This window comes from Stutzerimonas decontaminans (genome assembly GCF_000661915.1).
GTDB lineage: Bacteria > Pseudomonadota > Gammaproteobacteria > Pseudomonadales > Pseudomonadaceae > Stutzerimonas > Stutzerimonas decontaminans.
The window spans coordinates 4,122,426-4,141,715 of record NZ_CP007509.1 but is presented as its reverse complement, the minus strand read 5'-3'; the positions used below and the strand labels follow the sequence as shown (position 1 = coordinate 4,141,715).

The window sequence follows — 19,290 nt, the reverse complement described above, 5'->3', positions numbered from 1 at the left end:
AGCGGGAGAGCCGTTCGATCAGTCCGCCCGCAACCTGATCTGGAAGGCTGCGCCGCCAAGCTCCGACTCGCCGAGGCTGAGCTCGCCGCCGTAGCTGTCGAGGATGTCCTTGACCACCGCCAGACCGATGCCCTGGCCGGGGTGCTGGCCGTCGAGGCGTTCACCGCGGCGGATGATCCGCGCGCGCTGGTCGACCGGCACGCCGGGGCCGTCGTCCTCCACCAGCAGGAGCAGGTTGTCGCCATCGGGCAGCGCGCTGATGCGGATCTGCCCGAGGCAAAGCCGGTAGGCGTTTTCCAGCAGGTTGCCGAGCAGCTCCATCAGCGCGCCCTGTTCCATTGGCACCACGCAGGGCTCGGCCAGCTGCAGTTCGACCTGCACGCGCTTGTCGCGGTAGACCTTGTCCAGTGTGCTGCACAGGCTGTCGAGCAACGGCCGCAGCTGGACCCGGTGACGCACCAGGCCGCTCTTGCCGAGGCTGGCGCGCTGCAGCTGATAGCCGATCTGCTGGCTCATGCGTTCGATCTGCGCTTGCATCACCTGCGCCTGCTCGCGGCTCTGCGCCTGCGCCGCGAGTGTTTCGCCGACGCCCTGCAGCACGCTGAGCGGGGTTTTCAGGCTGTGTGCCAGGTCACCCAACGAATTGCGGTACTGCTCGCGCTGGCGTCGTTCGCTGTCCAGCAGGCGGTTCAGCGAGCGGGTCAGGCGCAGCAGCTCGCGCGGGTGCTCGTCGCTCAGCCGCTCGCGCTGGCCGGCTTCGACCTGGTCGAGTTCGGCGCTGACCCGCTTGAGCGTGCGAAAGCCCCAGGTCAGGCCGAGCCAGAGCAACACCAGCAATACCAGCAGGCCGCTGCCCAGCCACAGGTACAGCTGGCGACGAAACTCCTCGAACAGGCTCAGGTACTCGCTGGTCGGCTGCATGGTGACGAAACTGAAGGCATTCTCACGGCTACCTGCCAGGTGCAGTTCGACGTCATAGACGAAGTACTCCACGCCGTCGGCATCGCGCACACGGAGGAATTCGGTGCTGCCACCCTCGTAACGCGGACGATAGTCGATGCGCTCGTCGGCGGCCGAGCGCGAGTGCCAGATCAGCTCGCCGCGACGGTCATAGATGAAGCCGAGCAGCTGTGCATCCGGCAGGTCGAATTCCTCGTCCGGTAGGCGCTCGGGCATTTGCAGTTGGCCGCCCTCGACCTGGGCGGCGGTGATCAGCGTGCTGGCGTCGGCGGCCAGGCGCTGTTCGATGACCTTCTCGAAGGACAGGCTGAAGGCGCCTTGCAGCGCTGGCAGCAAGGCCAGCATGAACAGTGCGGCGAGGCTCGCCGCGCCGAACATCAGGCGCAGGCGCAGCGACATGGCGCCGGTCAGTCGGTTGCGAACGCGCGCCTGCAGGCGGCGCCAGCGTCGACTCATCGGCAGCGCTCGGTGAACAGATAGCCGAGGCCACGCACGGTTTCGATGGGCTTCATCGCACACTGGGCCTCGAGCTTGCGCCGCAGCCGCCCGACCAGCACTTCGATCACGTTCGGGTCGCGCTCCTCGTCACCGCTGTAGAGCTGTTCCATCAGCCGCTCCTTGGCCACCACCTGCTGCTGATGGCGCATCAGGTATTCGAGGATGCGGTATTCATAGGCGGTCAGCGCCAGCGGCTCGCCATTGGCCGTGGCCTGCTTGCGATTGAGATCAAGCAGCAGCGGGCCGGCTTCGATGGTGGCCTGGGTGAAGCCGCTGGAGCGGCGCAGCAGCGCGTTCATCCGGGCTTCCAGTTCCTCGAACTGGAACGGCTTGACCACATAGTCGTCGGCGCCGGCGGCCAGGCCTTCGACCTTGTCTTGCCAGTTGCCACGGGCGGTGAGGATAAGAATGGGGAAGGTCTTGCCGCGACTGCGCAGCTGGCGGATCAGGTCCAGCCCGCTGATACCCGGCAGGCCGAGATCGATGACGGCAAGGTCGTGATTGAATTCGTGGGTTTGATACAGCGCTTCTTCGGCGTTGGGCACGGCATCGACGATATGCCCGCTTTCACCGAGCCGCGTCTGCAAGTGGTGGCGCAGCAGCGCCTCGTCTTCCACCACCAGCACTTTCATTTTTCTGCTCCCTGGGCAAACGGCCGGGCAATGCCCGGCCGTTGTTCAACATTCTGTCAGCGTAACGCCATCAGAAGTGATAGTTCAGACCCAGATAGGCCTGCTTGCTGCTGTGTACGTCGATTGAGCCCAGCTTGCCGACGCCACGCTCGGACACTTCGGTACCGGCGTTGCTGCGCAGGTAACGGTAGCCGGCTTCGACCGAGGTGTTGTCGCCGAGCTTCTGCAGGATACCGGCCTGCAGGCCGACCAGGTAGCCGATGTCGCTGTCACGGGTGTAGCCCTTGGACTCGTTCTCCAGCTTGGTCAGACCGGCGCTGGCACCACCGAACAGGCGGGTGGTGTCGCCCAGCGGGACGAACATGTCGTAGCTGCCGATCAGGTTCTGCTGACGCAGCTTGAGACTGCTGCCGTAATCGTCGGAGACGTTCTCGTAGGTCATGTAATAGCGGGCCTCATCGGTCATCTGACCGGCGCGCACGCCCCAGGTGCCACTGTTCTTGATCACGTCATCGAAGCGGTTCTTGCCGTCCATGTTCTGCTTCAGCGAGCTGGAGCGATCAGTGTTGACGGTGCTTTTGCCCCAGGTGAAACCGGCGAAGTTCTCAGCGGCGTGAGCGCCGAAGCTGAAGATGCCGAGGGTGGTGGCGAGGGCCAGAGTGCTAAGTTTTTTCATCGGTGACTCCTTTTCAGGCAGCGGGATACTGACGGCCCCTAGCCTGAACGGTTGTCACTGAACCCTTCCTGAACCCCGCCTGAACCTACGCTGAACGACTGGCTCATGCGGTGCCGTTGGTCCTCTTGCAGCGCTTTCAAGCGATCAGCTGCGGCTCGTTCTGCTCGTCGGCGTCACCCTTGTCTTCCGGATGGCGGCGCAGGATCGGCGCCTGCTCGGCATCGTCGATCCACCACTGCAGTTCGGCTTCGACATGGGTGTCGCCAGCGATGCCGAGCCGATTGCTCACGGGGCATTGCTGTGTCGCGGTGGCCGTGAGCGTGCCGCTCTGGGCAGTCTGGGAATTACCTGCGCGGCCGCTGGAGCGAACCTTGAGGCGGAAGCGCACCTGCTGGCCGCTGCCCTTGAAGCATAGAGCCAGGGAGAGGCGGTCGCTCTCGACAGGTTGCAGCTCGAGGCTGACGTCCACCGGGACATCGGCAGGTACGGGGGCGGCTGCGAGCAGCCAGGTGGTGAGGGTCATGGTCAGCATCCGTTCTGTTTCCGTTGAAGCCGGTCCGTGGCTGGAGGGTCGTTGCGTTACTGCTGGACGATGGTGGCGCTGTTGCCGGTACCGCTCTGGTGGATCGTCGCGACGCTGGGCAGTCGGGTGACGTCGTTGACCGGCAGACTCTGGCGGATCATCGCCTCGTTGGCACTGCCCAGCTGGCTGATGGTGGCCTGATGACTGTAGTTGCCCTGTTCGATGCTCGCCAGATTGTCGTTGCCGTTCTGGATCACCGTGGCCTGGTTGGACATGAAGCTCTGGGCGATGTCGACGCTGTTACCAGTGCCGGTTGACGAGCCGCTGATGCGGCCGCCGAAGCCATTCTGGTCGACCGTCAGCCGGTTGCCATCGCCGCTCTGGGTGAAGTCGAGTTCGTTGTGGTAGTCGTTCTGCTGAATCTCTGCGAGGTTGTAGGTGCCAGCCTGGGCAAGCGTCATGCGGTTGCCGTCGCCCTGAAAGATGTCGGCCATGTTGCCCAGGCCGTCCTGGGACACGTTCATCCGCGAACCTTCGAAATAGCCCTGCTGGTCGAAGGTCAGCACGTTGGCATCACCGCGCTGCTCGATCTCTGCCGTGACGAAGGCAGTCTGGCTGCCGGTGATCTGGTTGCCGTTGCCGATGCTGCTGGCATCCAGCGTGCTGGTGCGCCCGGTCTGCTCGACGATGGCGACGTTGGCGTTGCCGATTTGCTGCAGATTGGCGACCTTGAAGTAGGCCTCGCCGATTTGCGCGATGCTGGCGGTGTTGAGGTTGCCGGCCTGGCTGACGTCGATTGTGCTGGATTCGACCAAGCCGGTCTGTTGCAGATCGGCGACGTTGGCCGTGCCGCTCTGTTCCAGTTCGATACTGTTCTGCGCCATGGTCTGGGTGGCGCCGAGGGCGAGCAGGGTGGCAATTGCAGCGGGCTTGAACATGGACTCTCCTGATCGCTAACGACCCTGCACGATGTTGATCTGCTGGCCGACGCCGTATTGCGTCACGGCGCTGCGCAGGCCGCTGCCGGTCTGTTCGATGCGTGCATCGTTGTAAGCGCCGTACTGGCTGATGCTGGCCTGATTGTCGCTACCGGTCTGGCGGATTTCGGCGAAATTGCCCTGGCCGACCTGTTCGACGATCGCCAGCAGGTTGTCACCGTGCTGAAGAATGAAGGCTTCCTGGTCGGTGCCCTGCTGCAGTATCTGTGCGTTCAGGGCCTGGCCGTTTTGGCGCAGCTCGGCCAGGTTGCCGTGGCCCATTTGCTGGACGTAGGCCGCCTGCGACGCGGTCAGCTGGATTGCCGGCGGTGAAACGGGCGCGGCCCCGGGAATGCCACCCGGCGAAAGGTCGCCGTTATCCATCAGGTCAGCGGCGTGTAGCGGCGAGCCGGTCAAACCGGCAAGCAGGGAAAATAGAAACGTGGCACGGCGGAGGGCGGGGCGGGTCATTGGTGTGTACCGGATGACAGTGGACGCGATTCTTGAACGCCGCGTGCAGCCTTGAACATCCATCCGATGATGTAAAACGAGCCGCTCGCTTAGGCGCTTCGGGATTAATGCCAGGCATATCGTTCGTTCACGCCGCCGCCGGAAGCACCGCGTCCGGCAGCGCCGCCACACGGCGCGGACTGCCGCACGGGCAGCGTCCTTCAGACGCTGCAGGTCTTGTCCCAATCGAGATGACTGCGCAGCAGATATGCCGCCTCGGCTCGGTTGGATGCGCCGATCTTGCGCAGCAGGTTGTGGATATGACTCTTGATCGTGTGCGGGCTCAGGCACAGCTGTTCGGCGATCTCGGCGTTGGACAGGCCCTTGCCGGCCAGGCTCAGGATCTCCCGCTCGCGCAGCGTCAGGCTGGACTTGGTCTCGGCAAGCTGGCGCATCCGCCGCCATTGTCCCAACAAACGCTCGGTCAGCACGCGTGGCAGCCAGTCGCCGCCCTGCAGCAGCACGCGGATGCCTTCGAGCAGGTGCTCACGGGTGGCATGGCTGTAAAAGACGCCACGAATCACCGGATGCTTTTCCACCAGTTGCTCGGCCTGTTCGGGAACGATGTTTACCAGCGCTACCGGCGTATGTTCGTCCAGCTGATCGATCAGGCTGGAAATCTGTTCGGCCTCGGTGTGGCCGGCATCGACCAGAAACAAATCGGCACCACGATGCTCAGCCGATTCCAGTCCGGCCAGTGAAACCTCGACTTGCGCCTGCTCGCCGAGAAAGTGGCGAAAAAACAACCCCAGCAGTTCATTTCCGGTTAATAGCGTGACCCTTGGGGAGGATGTATCCCGTGTAAGCTCCGCGTCCATGTTCGGTACCTAGTCAGTCGGGCGTGATTGATTAAAAAGTTACTAAACGACCAGCACCCTGCAGTGAAGTTCAGCCCAGCGATGGCGAACGGGCGTTATCCGGCCAGCGCGTGCGCAACTCTGCCAAGGGGCGCCGGCGCCGCTGGGAAGGACGCGCGTTTTTGCACCGGGCTGACTGCTAAGGTAGTTGCATGATTGCCACTACCCCAGCCGTTTCACCCCGCGAACTCACCACGCGTGCGCTGCTGACCGGGCTGCTGCTCGGCGCACTGTTGGCGCCGTCCAATGTGTACTCCGGCCTCAAGATCGGCTGGTCGTTCAATATGTCGATCATCGCGCTGCTGATTGGCTTCGCTTTCTGGCAAAGCATTGCCGCTGCGTTCGGCCGTCCGCGCTGGTCGTTGTTGGAAAGCAACATTAACCAGACCACCGCTTCTTCCTGCGCGTCGATCATCTCCGGCGGGTTGGTGGCGCCGATTCCCGCCTACACGCTGCTCACCGGCCAGCAGCTGGACAGCCTGCCGCTGATGGCCTGGGTGTTTTCGGTAAGCTTTCTCGGCATCTGGGTCGCCTGGTATCTGCGTCCGTCGCTCATCGTCGAGTCGGGGCTGCGCTTTCCCGAAGGCATGGCGACGCTGGCGACGCTGCAGCAGATCTACAGCCATGGCGCCGAAGCCGGGCGCCGGCTCTGGGTGCTGGGCAGTGCCGCCGTGCTGGCGGCAGGGACCAAGCTGATCGATACCTTCTTCTGGACGTTGCCGCGCTGGGCGCCTTCCGCGCAGCTGGAGCGCCTGACCTTCACCTTCGAGCCTTCACTGCTGCTGCTTGGCTTCGGCGGCATCATCGGCCTGCGCGTCGGCCTGTCGCTGTTGCTCGGTGCCCTACTGGCCTGGGGGTTGATCGCGCCATGGCTACTGGCTGAAGGCCTGGTGCGCCTGCCGGCCGCCGCGCAGGGGCCGCAGTTCGCCGCGCTGATCGAATGGCTGCTATGGCCGGGTGTCAGCCTGATGGTCTGCGCGACGCTGACCTCGCTGGGCTTGCGCCTGCTGCGCTCACGTTCGACATCGCCACGCCAACAGTCGAGGCTGCGGCGCCCGCACGGCTGGCCGGCGGCCGGATTCCTGCTGTCGGTTGGGCTGGTGCTGGCGCTGCAGGTCAGTCTGTTCGGAATCGATCCCTGGCTGGCCTTGCTCTCGATTCCGCTGGCACTGCTGCTGGCGATGGTTGCCGCGCGGGTGGTCGGCGCCACCGGGATTCCGCCAATCGGTGCCATCGGCCAGCTGTCGCAGTTGAGTTTCGGTGTGTTCGCGCCGGGCCAGGTGCCGGTGAATCTGATGAGCGCCAACACCGCTGGTGGCGCGGCGGGGCAGTGCACCGATCTGCTCAACGACTTCAAGGTCGGCCACGCCATCGGTGCGGCGCCGGGGCGGCAGGCAGTGGCACAGTGTCTCGGCATTCTGTTGGGCAGCGTAGTGGGCGTACTGGCTTATCAGCTGCTCATCCCCGACCCGCAGAGCATGTTGATCACCCCCGAATGGCCCGCCCCGGCAGTGGCAACCTGGAAGGCCGTCGCCGAAGCACTGACCGGTGGCCTCGGCGCGCTGGCTGCCGACGTGCGCTGGGCGATGCTCGCCGGGGCGCTCTGTGGCGTGCTGCTCGGAACACTTGAGGGGCTGCTGCCGGAGCGGCGCCTGCGCTGGTTGCCAAGTTCCGCGGCGCTCGGACTGGCGTTCATCATTCCGGCCTCGATTTCGCTGATGATGACCTTCGGTGCCGTACTGGCCTGGGCCTTCGCGTCACGCTGGCGCAGCCTTGGCGAGCGTTTCGTGATTGTCGCCGCGGCCGGGCTGGTGGCGGGTGAAAGCATGGCGGGCGTCGGCGAATCGCTCTGGCAGCTGCTGCGCTGAATGGTGAAACGTCTGAATTAATACGCCGGGCAACCGGTCGTACCCCTTGTACTCACCAGGGGGAGAACCATGTCCACACCCACGCCGCAGAGCGACTCCAAGAAGGTCGCCAACCGTGCCATGGTGCAGGCAGCTGTGCTTGCCGCAGTCGTCTTACTGAGCATCGTCGCCTGGCTGGCCTTCGATTTTCTTCTGCTGCTGTTCGCCTCGATCCTGTTCGGCGTATTGATTCACGGCGTGAGCCAGTGGATCAGCAACCACACCTCCATGCCCTACAAGCTGGCCATGCCGGTGTTCTTCCTGGTGATGCTGCTCGCCCTTGGCGGCGCGGGCTGGTGGGTCGCGCCAAACATCGCCGAGCAGGCCGATGCGTTGTCCGACTCGCTGCCACAGGCCGTCGAGCAGCTGCGTGAACGTGCCGAGCAGCTGCCTTGGATGAACGAATTGATGCAGCAGGGGGATCGCCTCGAAGACTCCCTCCCTGACGGCTCCAGCGCCTTTAGCGTCGTGACCAAGGTGATGGGCTCGGTGGCGGGCGCCCTGAGTAGCTTCGTTATCGCGTTCGCCATCGGCATCTGCCTTGCCATCAATCCGCAGGTTTATGTCCGTGGGCTGCTGAAGCTGGTTCCGCTCGGCTATCGATCGCGTGCGGCTGAGGTGCTCGGCGAAAGCGGTGCGACCTTGCGCGCCTGGCTGCTGGCCAAGCTGCTGGAAATGCTGCTGATCGGCGTGCTGACTACCCTCGGTCTCTGGCTGCTGGGCATCGAGCTGGCTCTGGTGCTCGGGTTGATCGCCGGGTTGCTGTCGTTCATACCCAACATCGGACCGGTGCTGGCGGTGATTCCAGCGCTCCTGCTGGCCTCGCTGGAAGGCGGGCGTACGGTGCTCTACGTCGCCGGTCTCTACCTGTTCGTTCAGGCGCTGGAAAGTTATGTCTTCACGCCGCTGATGCAGCAACGCATCGTTTCGATCCCACCCGCGCTGACCATCGCCGTGCAGCTGCTGTTCGGCCTGCTTGCCGGCACGCTAGGGCTGCTGCTGGCGACGCCACTGGCGGCGGTCGGCATGGTGCTGGTGCGCATGCTGTATGTGGAGGATCTGCTCGGTGATCGGGCCGACGCGACAGACGGTTCTTCCCAGTAGCAGCTCTGCGACGGGGCTTTTGGGTCATGTCACGTTTTGTAAAGGCTGCCGAGGAAACCCCTGCTGCGCCTCGGTGCCGGAATCTGTGAACCCCCTGAAAATAGGCAGGAGAACATCATGACCATGCACAAGATTGCGGCATTTACCCTGGCTGGGCTGATTTCTGGCGCGGCGTTCGCTGCGGGCAACACCGGAACGGGCGCCGAGGCCGGCTCTGGCACCCATGACTCGATGGGCCACGGCACCCATGAGCAAGGCACGATGGGCGGCACCGGCACCGGCACCGGCACCGGCACCGGCGGTATGGACAGCGGCACTGGCACTGGCACGGGCACTGGCACGACCGATATGCCGGGTTCGGCAGATCGTCCGGCGACCACCACCGGCAGCGACCAGGGCACCGGTGCCGATACCGGCGCGGATGGCGCCACCGGTGCGCCGGGCACCAGCGGTACCGGCGGCGAGGGCGGTGCGCGCGGCGCGTATTGATTTCGGCAACGCCGCGACGGCCCGGCGAGCCAGTGGCTTGCCGGGCCGTTTTGCGTCTTGCCTGCGACCGCTCGGCCGATCGCCGCGGCGTCGGCGAAACCTTGGCGACGCGGGCGTGCCGAAAGCGCAAGAGACGATCGGAGGTGCAACGATGAGCTTTGTGCGCTACAGCATCCTGCTGCTTTCGCTGGCGTTCGCTTCAGGCGTTACCGCTGAAGGCACTGGCCCGACCCAGCCCGACAAGGCGCGGCAGCACCCGTTGGACAATCGCGAGCCCCGTGATGAGCCTGCCGAGCAGCCGAGGCAGCAACAGCCACTCGATCAGCCGCCGACGCTGCAACCGCGCCAGGCGCCGACCGAAACCGATGTTCCGCCCCAGCTCGATCCGGTGGACGAACGGCCCGGTACCGATGTGGATGCCGCCGGTCCGCGCGTGCTGCGCAGCTAGTCCGCTGCGGCGCGCCGAACGAAAGCCGCGCAATAAAAAAAGGGAGGCCGAAGCCTCCCTTTTTTCAGTGCCGCCGGGTCAACGCATCAGAACAGCACGCGGCTGCGGATGGTGCCGTTGACGTGCTGCAGCTTTTCCAGCGCCAGGTCGGAGTATTCCTTGTCCACGTCGATGACGACGTAACCGACCTTCTCGTTGGTCTGCAGGAACTGGCCGCAGATATTGATGCCGTTGTCGGCGAAGACCTTGTTGATCTCGCTCATCACGCCCGGAATGTTCTGGTGGATGTGCAGCAGACGGTGCTTGCCCGGGTGCGACGGCAGCGCCACTTCCGGGAAGTTGACCGAGGACACCGAGGTGCCGTTGTCGCTGTACTTGACCAGCTTCTCGGCGACTTCCAGGCCGATGTTGGCCTGCGCTTCGGCGGTGGAACCACCGATGTGCGGGGTGAGGATCACGCGGTCCAGGCCACGCAGCGGGCTTTCGAATTCCTCGTCGTTGGACTTCGGCTCGACCGGGAACACGTCGATGGCGGCGCCGATCAGGTGCTCGTCCTTGATCGCGGCGGCCAGGTGATCCAGCTCGACCACGGTGCCGCGGGCGGCGTTGATCAGGATGGCGCCCTTCTTCATGGCGCGGATTTCCTTCTCGCCGATCATCCACTGGGTCGATGGCAGCTCGGGGACGTGCAGCGAAACGATGTCGCACATGCCCAGCAGCTCGTACAGCGAGCCGATCTGGGTGGCGTTGCCCAGCGGCAGCTTGGTCACCACGTCATAGAAGAAGACCTGCATGCCCAGCGCTTCGGCGAGTACCGACAGCTGGGTGCCGATGGAGCCGTAGCCGATGATGCCGAGCTTCTTGCCGCGGATTTCGAACGAGTTTGCCGCCGACTTGATCCAGCCGCCGCGATGGCAGGAGGCGTTCTTTTCCGGAATGCCGCGCAAGAGCAGGATGGCTTCGGCCAGCACCAGTTCGGCCACCGAGCGGGTGTTGGAGTAGGGCGCGTTGAACACCGCGATGCCGCGCTCGCGGGCGGCATTCAGGTTGACCTGGTTGGTACCGATGCAGAAGCAGCCGACAGCGATCAGTTTCTTGGCCGCGTCGAAGACCTCTTCGGTGAGCTGGGTGCGCGAACGGATGCCGATGAAGTGGACGTCGGCGATCTTCTCCTTCAGCTCCTCGGTGGACAGCGCGCCCTTGAGGTACTCGATGTTGGTGTAGCCGGCCGCCTTGAGGGTGTCGACGGCGTTCTGGTGCACGCCTTCGAGAAGAAGAAACTTGATCTTGCTCTTGTCGAGAGAGGTCTGGCTCATCTGCATTAAAACCTTAAGGCCGAAGGATAGGACTGAAGTGTCCAGCGAAGGCTGGCCGACCCGTCATTAGCGGTGTCGGGAGTCTGCCGAGGCACGTTTCAAAGGGGGGCGTATGCTAGCATACGAGCCCCGCGAAACACCCCCACCCCTGTGCTGAAGCGTGCTCAGGGTGACCATGAATCGTATGAGAGTTCCCGTGATGACCGACCCCGCCCTGATCGATGAGCTGAAAACCCTGGTCGAGCCCGGCAAAGTGCTGACCGACGCCGATTCGCTGAATGCCTACGGCAAGGACTGGACCAAGCATTTCGCTCCGGCGCCCTCGGCCATCGTCTTCCCCAAGAGCATCGAGCAGGTCCAGGCCATCGTGCGCTGGGCCAACGAGCGCAAGGTTGCGCTGGTGCCCTCGGGCGGTCGCACCGGGCTTTCGGCCGCCGCAGTCGCCGCCAATGGCGAGGTGGTGGTGTCGTTCGACTACATGAACCAGATTCTCGAATTCAACGAGATGGACCGCACTGCTGTCTGCCAACCCGGCGTCGTCACCGCGCAGCTGCAGCAGTTCGCCGAGGACAAGGGCCTGTACTACCCGGTGGACTTCGCCTCCGCCGGCTCCAGCCAGATCGGCGGCAATATCGGCACCAACGCCGGTGGCATCAAGGTGATCCGCTACGGCATGACCCGTAACTGGGTCGCCGGCATGAAGGTGGTGACCGGCAAGGGCGATGTGCTCGAGCTGAACAAGGACCTGATCAAGAACGCCACCGGCTACGATCTGCGCCAGCTGTTCATCGGCGCCGAGGGCACGCTGGGCTTCGTCGTCGAGGCGACCATGCGCCTGGAGCGCCAGCCGACCAACCTCACCGCGCTGGTACTGGGCACCCCCGATTTCGATTCGATCATGCCGGTGCTGCATGCCTTCCAGGACAAGCTGGACCTGACTGCCTTCGAGTTCTTTTCCGACAAGGCGCTGGCCAAGGTGCTGGCGCGTGGCGACGTGCCGGCCCCGTTCGAAACCGACTGCCCGTTCTACGCGCTGCTGGAATTCGAGGCCACCACCGATGAGCGCGCCGATCAGGCACTGGCGACCTTCGAGCATTGCGTCGAGCAGGGCTGGGTGCTCGATGGCGTGATGAGCCAGAGCGAGCAGCAGCTGCAGAATCTGTGGAAGCTGCGCGAGTACATCTCCGAGACCATCAGCCACTGGACGCCGTACAAGAACGACATCTCAGTCACCATCGCCAAGGTGCCGGCCTTCCTCAAGGAAATCGATGCCATCGTCGGTGAGCACTACCCCGACTTCGAGATCGTCTGGTTCGGCCACATCGGCGACGGCAACCTGCACCTGAACATCCTCAAGCCGGATGCGATGGACAAGGACGAGTTCTTCGGCAAGTGCGCCACGGTGAACAAGTGGGTGTTCGAAACCGTGCAGAAGTACAACGGTTCGATCTCCGCCGAACACGGCGTCGGCATGACCAAGCGGGATTACCTCGAATACAGCCGTTCGCCGGCAGAAATCGAATACATGAAAGCGGTCAAGGCGGTGTTCGATCCCAACGGGATCATGAACCCGGGCAAGATCTTCGCGGCCTGAGTGGCCCACCGACCCAAGGAGTCATCGATGAGCTACCAGCACCACTACACCGACGGCACGCCGATCCACTACCCGCTGGGCAAGGTGGTCTGCATCGGCCGCAACTACGCCGAGCACGCCAAGGAGCTGAACAACCCGGTGCCGACCGAGCCGCTGCTGTTCATCAAGGCCGGTAGTTGCACCGTGCCGCTGGAGAATGGCTTCAGCATCCCGAGTGATCGCGGTGCCGTGCATTACGAAGCAGAAATCGCCGTGCTGATCGGCAAGCCGCTGTCGCGCAAGCCCAACGAAGAGGAGGTGCGCGACGCCATCTCCGGCTTCGCCCCCGCGCTCGACCTGACCCTGCGCGACGTGCAGGCCAAGCTCAAGGAAAAGGGCCACCCGTGGGAGATCGCCAAGAGCTTCGACGGCGCCTGCGTGCTGGCGCCGTTCGTGCCGGGCGATGCGGTGGAGGATCTGGGCGACATCGGCATCCGGCTGACCATCAACGGCGAAGTTCGCCAGGACGGCAACAGCAGCCAGATGCTCAATGCCATCCTGCCGCTGCTGCAGCACATAGCCGGGCACTTCAGCCTGCAACCGGGCGACGTGGTGCTGACCGGCACGCCGGCCGGTGTCGGCCCGCTCCAGCAGGGCGACCAGCTGGTGCTGGAGCTGGTCGGGCTGTCGCGTTTCGAAAGCCGCGTGCTCTGATCCTCTCGCGGCGGGGCAAACCCGCCGCGTCTGCTGCTTCTTTGCGAACCGTTCTCGTGTTGTAATCCGGCACCTTCCGCCGGAACGTATTTCATGCCCGTTCGTTATTCCCGCTGGCGTTTGATCGTCGCTGTCATCCTGCTGCTGCTTTTTATTGCCCTGCTCGTCGCCGGTCGCTTGCTGCACTGGGACGATCAGCTCCGGCTGTACTGGAGCGAGCGGTCGGTGACGGCCGAGCAGCGCGCAGCCGGTATCTGGCTACCGGATTACGAGCTGGCGCTGGAAACCACGCTGGCCGGCCTCGAGGACGACGAGACCTCAGGGCTGACCTGGAATCCAATGACCGGCACGCTTTTCACCGTCACCGGCAAACATCCGCAGCTGATCGAGTTCACCCCGGCCGGCGTCGTGCTGCGGCGTATAGCGCTCACCGGTTTTTCCGATCCGGAAGCGGTGGAAGCAATGGGCGATGGCCGCCTGGCGATCGTCGACGAGCGTCGTCGACTGGTCGCGGTGTTCTTCCTGGAGCCGGACGTAGAGAGTCTCGATCTGGACGACCTGGCCAGCTACGACCTCGGCTTCGCCGACGCGGGCAACAAGGGCTTCGAGGGCCTGGCCTGGAATCCGCGTACGCAGCGCCTGCTGCTGGCCAAGGAGCGCGACCCGCAGGGCCTGTTCGAGCTGCCTTTCCCCGGCGAGGATGGCGCCGTCGGTGCGCTCGAGGCGCTGGCCAACCAGCCCTTGCTGGTGCGTGATCTTTCCTCTGTGGCGATCGATCCGCACAGCGGTCATACCCTGCTGCTGTCGGACGAGTCGCGCTTGCTGGTCGAGCTGGACCTGCAGGGTCAGCCACGCAGCTTCATCTCGTTGTTCGGTGGTCTGAATGGCCTGGTGCAGGGCATCGAGCAGGCCGAAGGTGTGGCGATGGACGGCGAGGGCAATATCTATGTGGTGGGTGAGCCCAACCGCTTTTATGTCTTCAGCCGCAAGCGCTGAGGCCAAGCCGGCCGTTAAGCTTGATGCAAGCCGCGCTGGGCATAATCGGATGTCCAATTAGAAGAAGTGAGCATTATGCGTGCGTTGAAATTCCTCCTGGCTGCGCTGGTGGGCGTAGCCCTGCTGCTGGCGGTTGTCGCTGGCGTTCATTACCGCCTGTTCGAGCGGAGCTGGTTTCATTTCAATCAGTGGCATCAGGGCGAACAGGCTCAGGAAGCCTCGCTGTGGCTGCCGGATTACCAGGCGACCATTCAGGGCAAGGTGGTCAGTGGCATCGATGACGATCTATCGGCACTGACCTTCGACCCGGATCGCAACAGCCTGATCGCCGTCACCAACGGCAAGCCGCACTGGCTGGAACTCAGCCTGGAGGGTGAGCTGTTGCGCGCGATTCCCCTCGTTGGTTTCGGTGACCCAGAGGCCATCGAATACATCTCCGAGGGCGTCTATGTGATCAGTGACGAACGCCTGCAGCGCCTGCTGCGCATCGAAGTCAACGAGCAGACCACGCTCATCGATGCGGCGCAGGCGCAACAGCTGTCCCTGGGCATTGACCTTAACGGCAATAAGGGCTTCGAAGGCCTGGCCTACGACACGGCGGGCGCGCGACTGTTCGTTGCCAAGGAACGCAATCCGGTGCGCATCTACGAGATCTCCGGCTTTCCCTTTGCCGAGTCGACAGCGTCAGTGCATATCAACGAGCACGACGCCAGACTGTTCGTCCGCGACCTATCCAGCCTGCAGTTCGACGAGCAGACCGGGCATCTGCTGGCGCTTTCCGACGAGTCGCGGCTGGTGATCGAACTGGACAACAATGGCCAACCGCTCAGCAGCCTGTCGCTGAGTGCGGGGCGGCATGGGTTGGAACGCGATGTGCCACAGGCGGAGGGGATGGCGATGGGGCCGGACGGCACGCTCTATCTGGTCAGCGAGCCGAACCTGTTCTACGTGTTTCGCAAACCGGCCAAGTGATCGGATACCGCGACGATCACCCGGCCGGGAAGCCGCTCAGGCGACCGGCGAGGCGCTTTCGTCCTGCAGGGCGGCATTCGGGGCGTGCCGCCGGACCGAATCGCAACCCTGCTCGGCACTGTGCAGGCTGGCGTACATCTGACTCTGGCCGATGACCTGACCGTTGCTGGCCTTGAGCACGAAGTAGAACTTGCCGTTGCTGGACTCCTTGACCTCGAACGCGGCCTCGCGCACGGCGTTCTTGCGTACCGAGTCGATGCCATTGAGCGCCGAAGCGTGGGCCTTGTACTGCTCGCTGGCCAGCACCACCTGGCCGTTGCTGGCCAGCAGGTTGAAATGGAACTGGCCATTGCTGGCGCGCTTCAACTGGAACTTGCCGGACATGGCGACACCTCCTGTGATGAGCTGTGCCGGACTCGACACAGCTTATCCAAGCGTAGCCGCCAATCCGGTGGCGCGCCCTTGCGCTTCGCCCAGGCCGATCAGCGCTTGAGAGTCTGCACGCCGTCCTTGGTGCCGAGCAGCAGCAGGTCGGCCGGACGCATGGCGAACAGGCCGTTGCAGACCACGCCGACGATGTCGTTGATCTTGCCTTCCAGCTCCGGGGCGAAGCCGATCATCAGGTTGTGTACATCGAGGATGACGTTGCCGTTGTCGGTCACCACGCCGTCGCGGTAGACCGGGTCGCCGCCCAGCTTGACCAGTTCGCGCGCAACGTGACTGCGTGCCATCGGGATGACTTCCACCGGCAGCGGGAAGGCGCCTAGCTGTTCGACCAGCTTGCTGCCGTCGGCGATGCAGATGAAGGTCTTGGCCACGGCGGCGACGATCTTCTCGCGGGTCAGCGCCGCGCCACCGCCCTTGATCAGCTCGAGGTGCTTGTTGGCTTCGTCGGCGCCGTCGACATAGAACTCCAGTTCGCTCACCGAATTCAGGTCGTAGACCGGAATGCCATGCTGCTTCAGGCGCTCGGCGGTAGCTTCGGAGCTGGCCACGGCGCCATCGAAGAAGCCCTTGTGTTTGGCCAGCAGGTCGATGAAGAAGTTTGCGGTGGAGCCGGTGCCCACGCCAATGATGCTGCGATCGCTGAGGTGCGGAACGATATGGTCGACGGCGGCCTGGGCGACGGCCTGCTTGAGCTGATCCTGGGTCATGGGGGAATCCGGACGGGAAAGACGAGGCGCGGATTATAGCCCTCTGCCGGCGGCCGGTCTTGTCTGCTGCGGATGCCGAGCTGTCGAGGATTGCCGGTGGTCGCCAGGGGCGTGCCGGGGGTAGACTCCTCGTTCCCTCGCACTGCCCGCCAAGACAGCCAGAATGCTCGAACATTACGTCAAGAAGATCCTCACCTCCCGCGTCTACGACGTCGCCATCGAAACCCCGCTACAGCCTGCTCGCCAGCTTTCCGAGCGAATCGGCAACCAGATTCTGCTCAAGCGCGAGGATCTGCAGCCGGTGTTCTCATTCAAGGTGCGCGGTGCCTACAACAAGCTGGCGCAGCTGTCCGCCGAGGAGCTGGCGCGCGGCGTGGTGACGGCGTCGGCTGGCAATCATGCCCAGGGCGTTGCGCTGGCCGCCAAACAGCTGGGAATCAAGGCCACCATCGTCATGCCGCGCACCACGCCGGAACTGAAGGTGCAGGGCGTGCGCGCCCGCGGCGGCAAGGTGGTGCTGCACGGCGATGCCTTCCCCGAGGCGCTGGCCTATTCACTGAAACTGGTGGAAGAGAAGGGCTACGTCTATATCCACCCCTACGATGACCCTGACGTGATCGCCGGGCAGGGCACCGTGGCGATGGAAATCCTCCGCCAACATCAGGGACCGATCGATGCGATCTTCGTCCCGGTGGGCGGCGGTGGCCTGGTGGCCGGTATCGCCGCTTATGTGAAATACCTCTACCCGCAGACCAAGGTGATCGGCGTCGAGCCGGACGATTCCAATTGCCTGCAGGCGGCCATGGCCGCAGGCGAGCGCGTGGTGCTGGAGCAGGTCGGGCTGTTCGCCGACGGCGTTGCCGTGGCGCAGATCGGTCAGCACACCTTCGAGATCTGCCGGCACTATGTCGACGAGGTGATCACCGTCAGCACCGACGAGATCTGCGCGGCGATCAAGGACATCTACGACGACACCCGCTCGATCACCGAGCCGGCTGGGGCGCTGGCCGTCGCGGGTATCAAGAAGTACGTTGAACGTGAGGCTGTCAGCGGCCAGGTGTTGGTGGGCATCGACTCCGGTGCCAACGTCAATTTCGACCGCCTGCGCCACGTCGCCGAACGCGCCGAGCTGGGCGAGAAGCGCGAGGCGATCATCGCCGTCACCATTCCCGAGCAGCCCGGCAGCTTCAAGGCCTTCTGCGAGGCGATCGGCAAACGCCAGATCACCGAGTTCAACTACCGCTACCACACCGACCGCGAGGCGCACATCTTCGTTGGCGTACAGACGCATCCGGAGAACGACCCGCGCGCGGCGCTGGTGGAGGGGCTGCGCGACAAGGGCTTCCCGGTACTCGACCTGACCGACAACGAGCTTGCCAAGCTGCACACGCGGCACATGGTCGGCGGCCACGCGGCCGGGGTCAGCAACGAGATGGTGCTGCGCTTCGAATTTCCCGAGCGCCCCGGCGCGCTGTTCAACTTCCTCAACAAGCTCGGCGGGCGCTGGAACATCTCGATGTTCCATTACCGCAACCACGGCGCCGCCGACGGTCGGGTGGTGGCGGGCCTGCAGGTGCCAGTCGACGAGCGCCATCTGGTGCCGGCCGCGCTGGACAAGATCGGCTACCGCTACTGGGACGAAAGCGAGAATCCGGCCTACAAGCTCTTTCTCGGCTGAACAGACATAAAGGATCGCGAATGGAACACTATTTGACCCTACGAATCGTGCATGGCGCCACCGCGGTGCTGTTGCTGCTGGGTGTGATCGTGCACCTGATCATGCTGTGGAAAGCCGGGCGCGGCGGTGACCAGGCCGTGCTGCAACGCAAACTGCAGCGTACCCGTCGGCTCTCGCTGCCACTGCTAGCCGTGATCGGTCTGTCGCTGCCGGTGACCGGTTGGTGGCTGACGCATCTGGCCGGCTGGCCGCTGGGCCAGTTCTGGCTGCTGGCCAGTTCCGTGCTGTTTCTCGCGCTGATACCACTGGTGCTGCTGCTGGCCGGTCGTCTCAGCGCCTGGCAGGCGCCGGGTAGCCCCACCGCGGCACGTAATGCCGGCATCTACGGCGTGCTGGTGCTGGTCGTGCTGATCGCGATCACCGCGCTGATGGGCGCCAAGCCGGTCTGATTCGACCGGCTCGGGCATGGCTGCTGCGCTGACTCAGCGCAGCGAGATGATCTGCCAGCCACGTTCGGTGGCGATGTCACGCAGCACAGGGTCCGGATCCACGGCCACCGGGTGGGGCACGCGCTGTAGTAGCGGCAGGTCGTTGCGCGAGTCGCTGTAGAAATAGGCGCCTTCGAGGCTCTGCTCGGTTTCTGCCAGCCAGCGCTCGATCCGCTGCACCTTGCCTTCCTGGAAGCAGGGGATGTCGGTCAGGCGGCCGGTGTAGCGGCCATCGCGCATCTCGCATTCGGTTGCCAGCAGGGTATCGACGCCCAGACGTGCGGCGATCGGCCCGGTGATGAAGCGGTTGGTGGCGGTGATGATCACCACCTTGTCGCCGGCTTCCAGATGCTGGCGCAGTAGCGCCTCGCCTTTACTCAGCACGATGGGCTCGATGAAGTCGCGCATGAATTCCTCGTGCCATTCCTGCAGCTGCGACATTTCGCTGCGACCGAGCAGTTCCTGGCAGAAGTTCTGGTAGGCATGCACGTCGAGGTTGCCGGCCAGGTAATCCTGATAGAAGGCATCGTTGCGTGCCTTGTAGTGACTCGCGTCGACGATGCCGCGCTGGCAGAGGTATTCGCCCCAGGCGTGGTCGCTGTCTCCGGCCAGCAGGGTATTGTCGAGATCGAATAGAGCCAGGCGCACAGATGATTTCCTCGGGGATGGTTAGGGCTGCGTCAAGCATAACGGCTAGACCAGCCCTGGTGCAGCCTCCATCGGCCTTTTGCCGCACAGGCCGGCACGAGCCCAACGGCGGTTTGCCGCGCTTTCGGCTTATCGCGGTTTTGTGGAACAATGCCGCGACATGCGTCTGC

The 19,290-nt window shown here is 64.1% G+C and carries 21 protein-coding genes; 10 read left to right on the top strand and 11 right to left on the bottom strand.

Annotated features, from left to right (window positions below):
• Positions 1-18: 18 nt before the first annotated feature.
• From UIB01_RS19230 to UIB01_RS19200, 7 genes are all read right to left on the bottom strand, one after another.
• The gene (locus UIB01_RS19230) at positions 19-1,416 is read right to left on the bottom strand and encodes an ATP-binding protein (RefSeq protein ID WP_038664039.1); all 1,398 of its coding nucleotides are present in this window, start codon (positions 1,414-1,416) and stop codon (positions 19-21) included.
• A complete protein-coding gene (locus tag UIB01_RS19225; RefSeq protein ID WP_038664036.1) occupies positions 1,413-2,090 on the bottom strand; it encodes a response regulator in 678 nt (225 codons plus the stop codon). The genes UIB01_RS19230 and UIB01_RS19225 overlap by 4 nt, the downstream gene beginning before the upstream one ends.
• Positions 2,091-2,160: 70 nt before the next feature.
• Positions 2,161-2,766, bottom strand: coding sequence for an outer membrane beta-barrel protein (locus tag UIB01_RS19220; protein ID WP_038664033.1), 606 nt, complete (start codon positions 2,764-2,766; stop codon positions 2,161-2,163).
• Positions 2,767-2,902: 136 nt separating this feature from the next.
• Positions 2,903-3,298, bottom strand: coding sequence for a hypothetical protein (locus UIB01_RS19215; protein ID WP_038664031.1), 396 nt, complete (start codon positions 3,296-3,298; stop codon positions 2,903-2,905).
• A gap of 47 nt (positions 3,299-3,345) precedes the next feature.
• Complete coding sequence (locus UIB01_RS19210) at positions 3,346-4,227, bottom strand: hypothetical protein (RefSeq protein ID WP_038664027.1); 882 nt, start codon at positions 4,225-4,227, stop codon at positions 3,346-3,348.
• A 15-nt stretch (positions 4,228-4,242) separates the two neighbouring features.
• Positions 4,243-4,737, bottom strand: coding sequence for a curli production assembly protein CsgB (locus UIB01_RS19205; RefSeq protein ID WP_038664024.1), 495 nt, complete (start codon positions 4,735-4,737; stop codon positions 4,243-4,245).
• Between the two features lie 200 nt (positions 4,738-4,937).
• Positions 4,938-5,522 carry a helix-turn-helix transcriptional regulator gene (locus UIB01_RS19200; protein ID WP_038664022.1) on the bottom strand — a complete coding sequence of 195 codons (585 nt, stop codon included), beginning with the start codon at positions 5,520-5,522 and terminating at the stop codon, positions 4,938-4,940.
• Between the two features lie 263 nt (positions 5,523-5,785).
• Here UIB01_RS19200 and UIB01_RS19195 point away from each other — a divergent pair, with 263 nt between their 5' ends.
• The 4 genes from UIB01_RS19195 (at position 5,786) to UIB01_RS19180 (ending at position 9,581) form a co-directional block, all read left to right on the top strand.
• Complete coding sequence (locus UIB01_RS19195) at positions 5,786-7,501, top strand: OPT family oligopeptide transporter (protein WP_038664019.1); 1,716 nt, start codon at positions 5,786-5,788, stop codon at positions 7,499-7,501.
• Between the two features lie 69 nt (positions 7,502-7,570).
• Positions 7,571-8,644, top strand: coding sequence for an AI-2E family transporter (locus UIB01_RS19190; RefSeq protein ID WP_038664016.1), 1,074 nt, complete (start codon positions 7,571-7,573; stop codon positions 8,642-8,644).
• A 117-nt stretch (positions 8,645-8,761) separates the two neighbouring features.
• Positions 8,762-9,133 (top strand): hypothetical protein, encoded by a 372-nt coding sequence (locus tag UIB01_RS19185; RefSeq protein ID WP_038664013.1) that lies wholly within the window; start codon positions 8,762-8,764, stop codon positions 9,131-9,133.
• Positions 9,134-9,284: 151 nt separating this feature from the next.
• Complete coding sequence (locus tag UIB01_RS19180) at positions 9,285-9,581, top strand: hypothetical protein (RefSeq protein ID WP_038664010.1); 297 nt, start codon at positions 9,285-9,287, stop codon at positions 9,579-9,581.
• A gap of 86 nt (positions 9,582-9,667) precedes the next feature.
• On the opposite strand, the gene serA is transcribed toward UIB01_RS19180, so the two are convergent.
• Positions 9,668-10,897 carry a phosphoglycerate dehydrogenase gene (gene serA / locus UIB01_RS19175; protein WP_038665977.1) on the bottom strand — a complete coding sequence of 410 codons (1,230 nt, stop codon included), beginning with the start codon at positions 10,895-10,897 and terminating at the stop codon, positions 9,668-9,670.
• A 199-nt stretch (positions 10,898-11,096) separates the two neighbouring features.
• Here serA and UIB01_RS19170 point away from each other — a divergent pair, with 199 nt between their 5' ends.
• From UIB01_RS19170 to UIB01_RS19155, 4 genes are all read left to right on the top strand, one after another.
• Complete coding sequence (locus UIB01_RS19170; RefSeq protein WP_038664007.1) at positions 11,097-12,491, top strand: D-2-hydroxyglutarate dehydrogenase; 1,395 nt, start codon at positions 11,097-11,099, stop codon at positions 12,489-12,491.
• A 27-nt stretch (positions 12,492-12,518) separates the two neighbouring features.
• Positions 12,519-13,184, top strand: a complete 666-nt coding sequence (locus UIB01_RS19165) for a fumarylacetoacetate hydrolase family protein (RefSeq protein ID WP_038664004.1) — start codon at positions 12,519-12,521, stop codon at positions 13,182-13,184.
• Positions 13,185-13,277: 93 nt separating this feature from the next.
• Positions 13,278-14,180, top strand: coding sequence for an SdiA-regulated domain-containing protein (locus UIB01_RS19160; RefSeq protein WP_038664001.1), 903 nt, complete (start codon positions 13,278-13,280; stop codon positions 14,178-14,180).
• Between the two features lie 75 nt (positions 14,181-14,255).
• Positions 14,256-15,152 (top strand): SdiA-regulated domain-containing protein, encoded by an 897-nt coding sequence (locus UIB01_RS19155; protein WP_038663998.1) that lies wholly within the window; start codon positions 14,256-14,258, stop codon positions 15,150-15,152.
• A gap of 36 nt (positions 15,153-15,188) precedes the next feature.
• On the opposite strand, the gene UIB01_RS19150 is transcribed toward UIB01_RS19155, so the two are convergent.
• Both UIB01_RS19150 and rpiA read right to left on the bottom strand, forming a co-directional pair.
• Positions 15,189-15,536 (bottom strand): YegP family protein, encoded by a 348-nt coding sequence (locus UIB01_RS19150; protein ID WP_038663996.1) that lies wholly within the window; start codon positions 15,534-15,536, stop codon positions 15,189-15,191.
• A 98-nt stretch (positions 15,537-15,634) separates the two neighbouring features.
• The gene (gene rpiA, locus UIB01_RS19145) at positions 15,635-16,306 is read right to left on the bottom strand and encodes a ribose-5-phosphate isomerase RpiA (protein ID WP_014821851.1); all 672 of its coding nucleotides are present in this window, start codon (positions 16,304-16,306) and stop codon (positions 15,635-15,637) included.
• A 163-nt stretch (positions 16,307-16,469) separates the two neighbouring features.
• Between rpiA and ilvA the strand changes: the two genes are divergently transcribed.
• Positions 16,470-17,984, top strand: a complete 1,515-nt coding sequence (gene ilvA, locus UIB01_RS19140; RefSeq protein ID WP_038663993.1) for a threonine ammonia-lyase, biosynthetic — start codon at positions 16,470-16,472, stop codon at positions 17,982-17,984.
• A 20-nt stretch (positions 17,985-18,004) separates the two neighbouring features.
• Complete coding sequence (locus tag UIB01_RS19135) at positions 18,005-18,433, top strand: DUF2269 domain-containing protein (protein ID WP_038663990.1); 429 nt, start codon at positions 18,005-18,007, stop codon at positions 18,431-18,433.
• Between the two features lie 33 nt (positions 18,434-18,466).
• On the opposite strand, the gene UIB01_RS19130 is transcribed toward UIB01_RS19135, so the two are convergent.
• Complete coding sequence (locus UIB01_RS19130) at positions 18,467-19,120, bottom strand: histidinol-phosphatase (protein ID WP_038663988.1); 654 nt, start codon at positions 19,118-19,120, stop codon at positions 18,467-18,469.
• Positions 19,121-19,290: the final 170 nt, after the last annotated feature.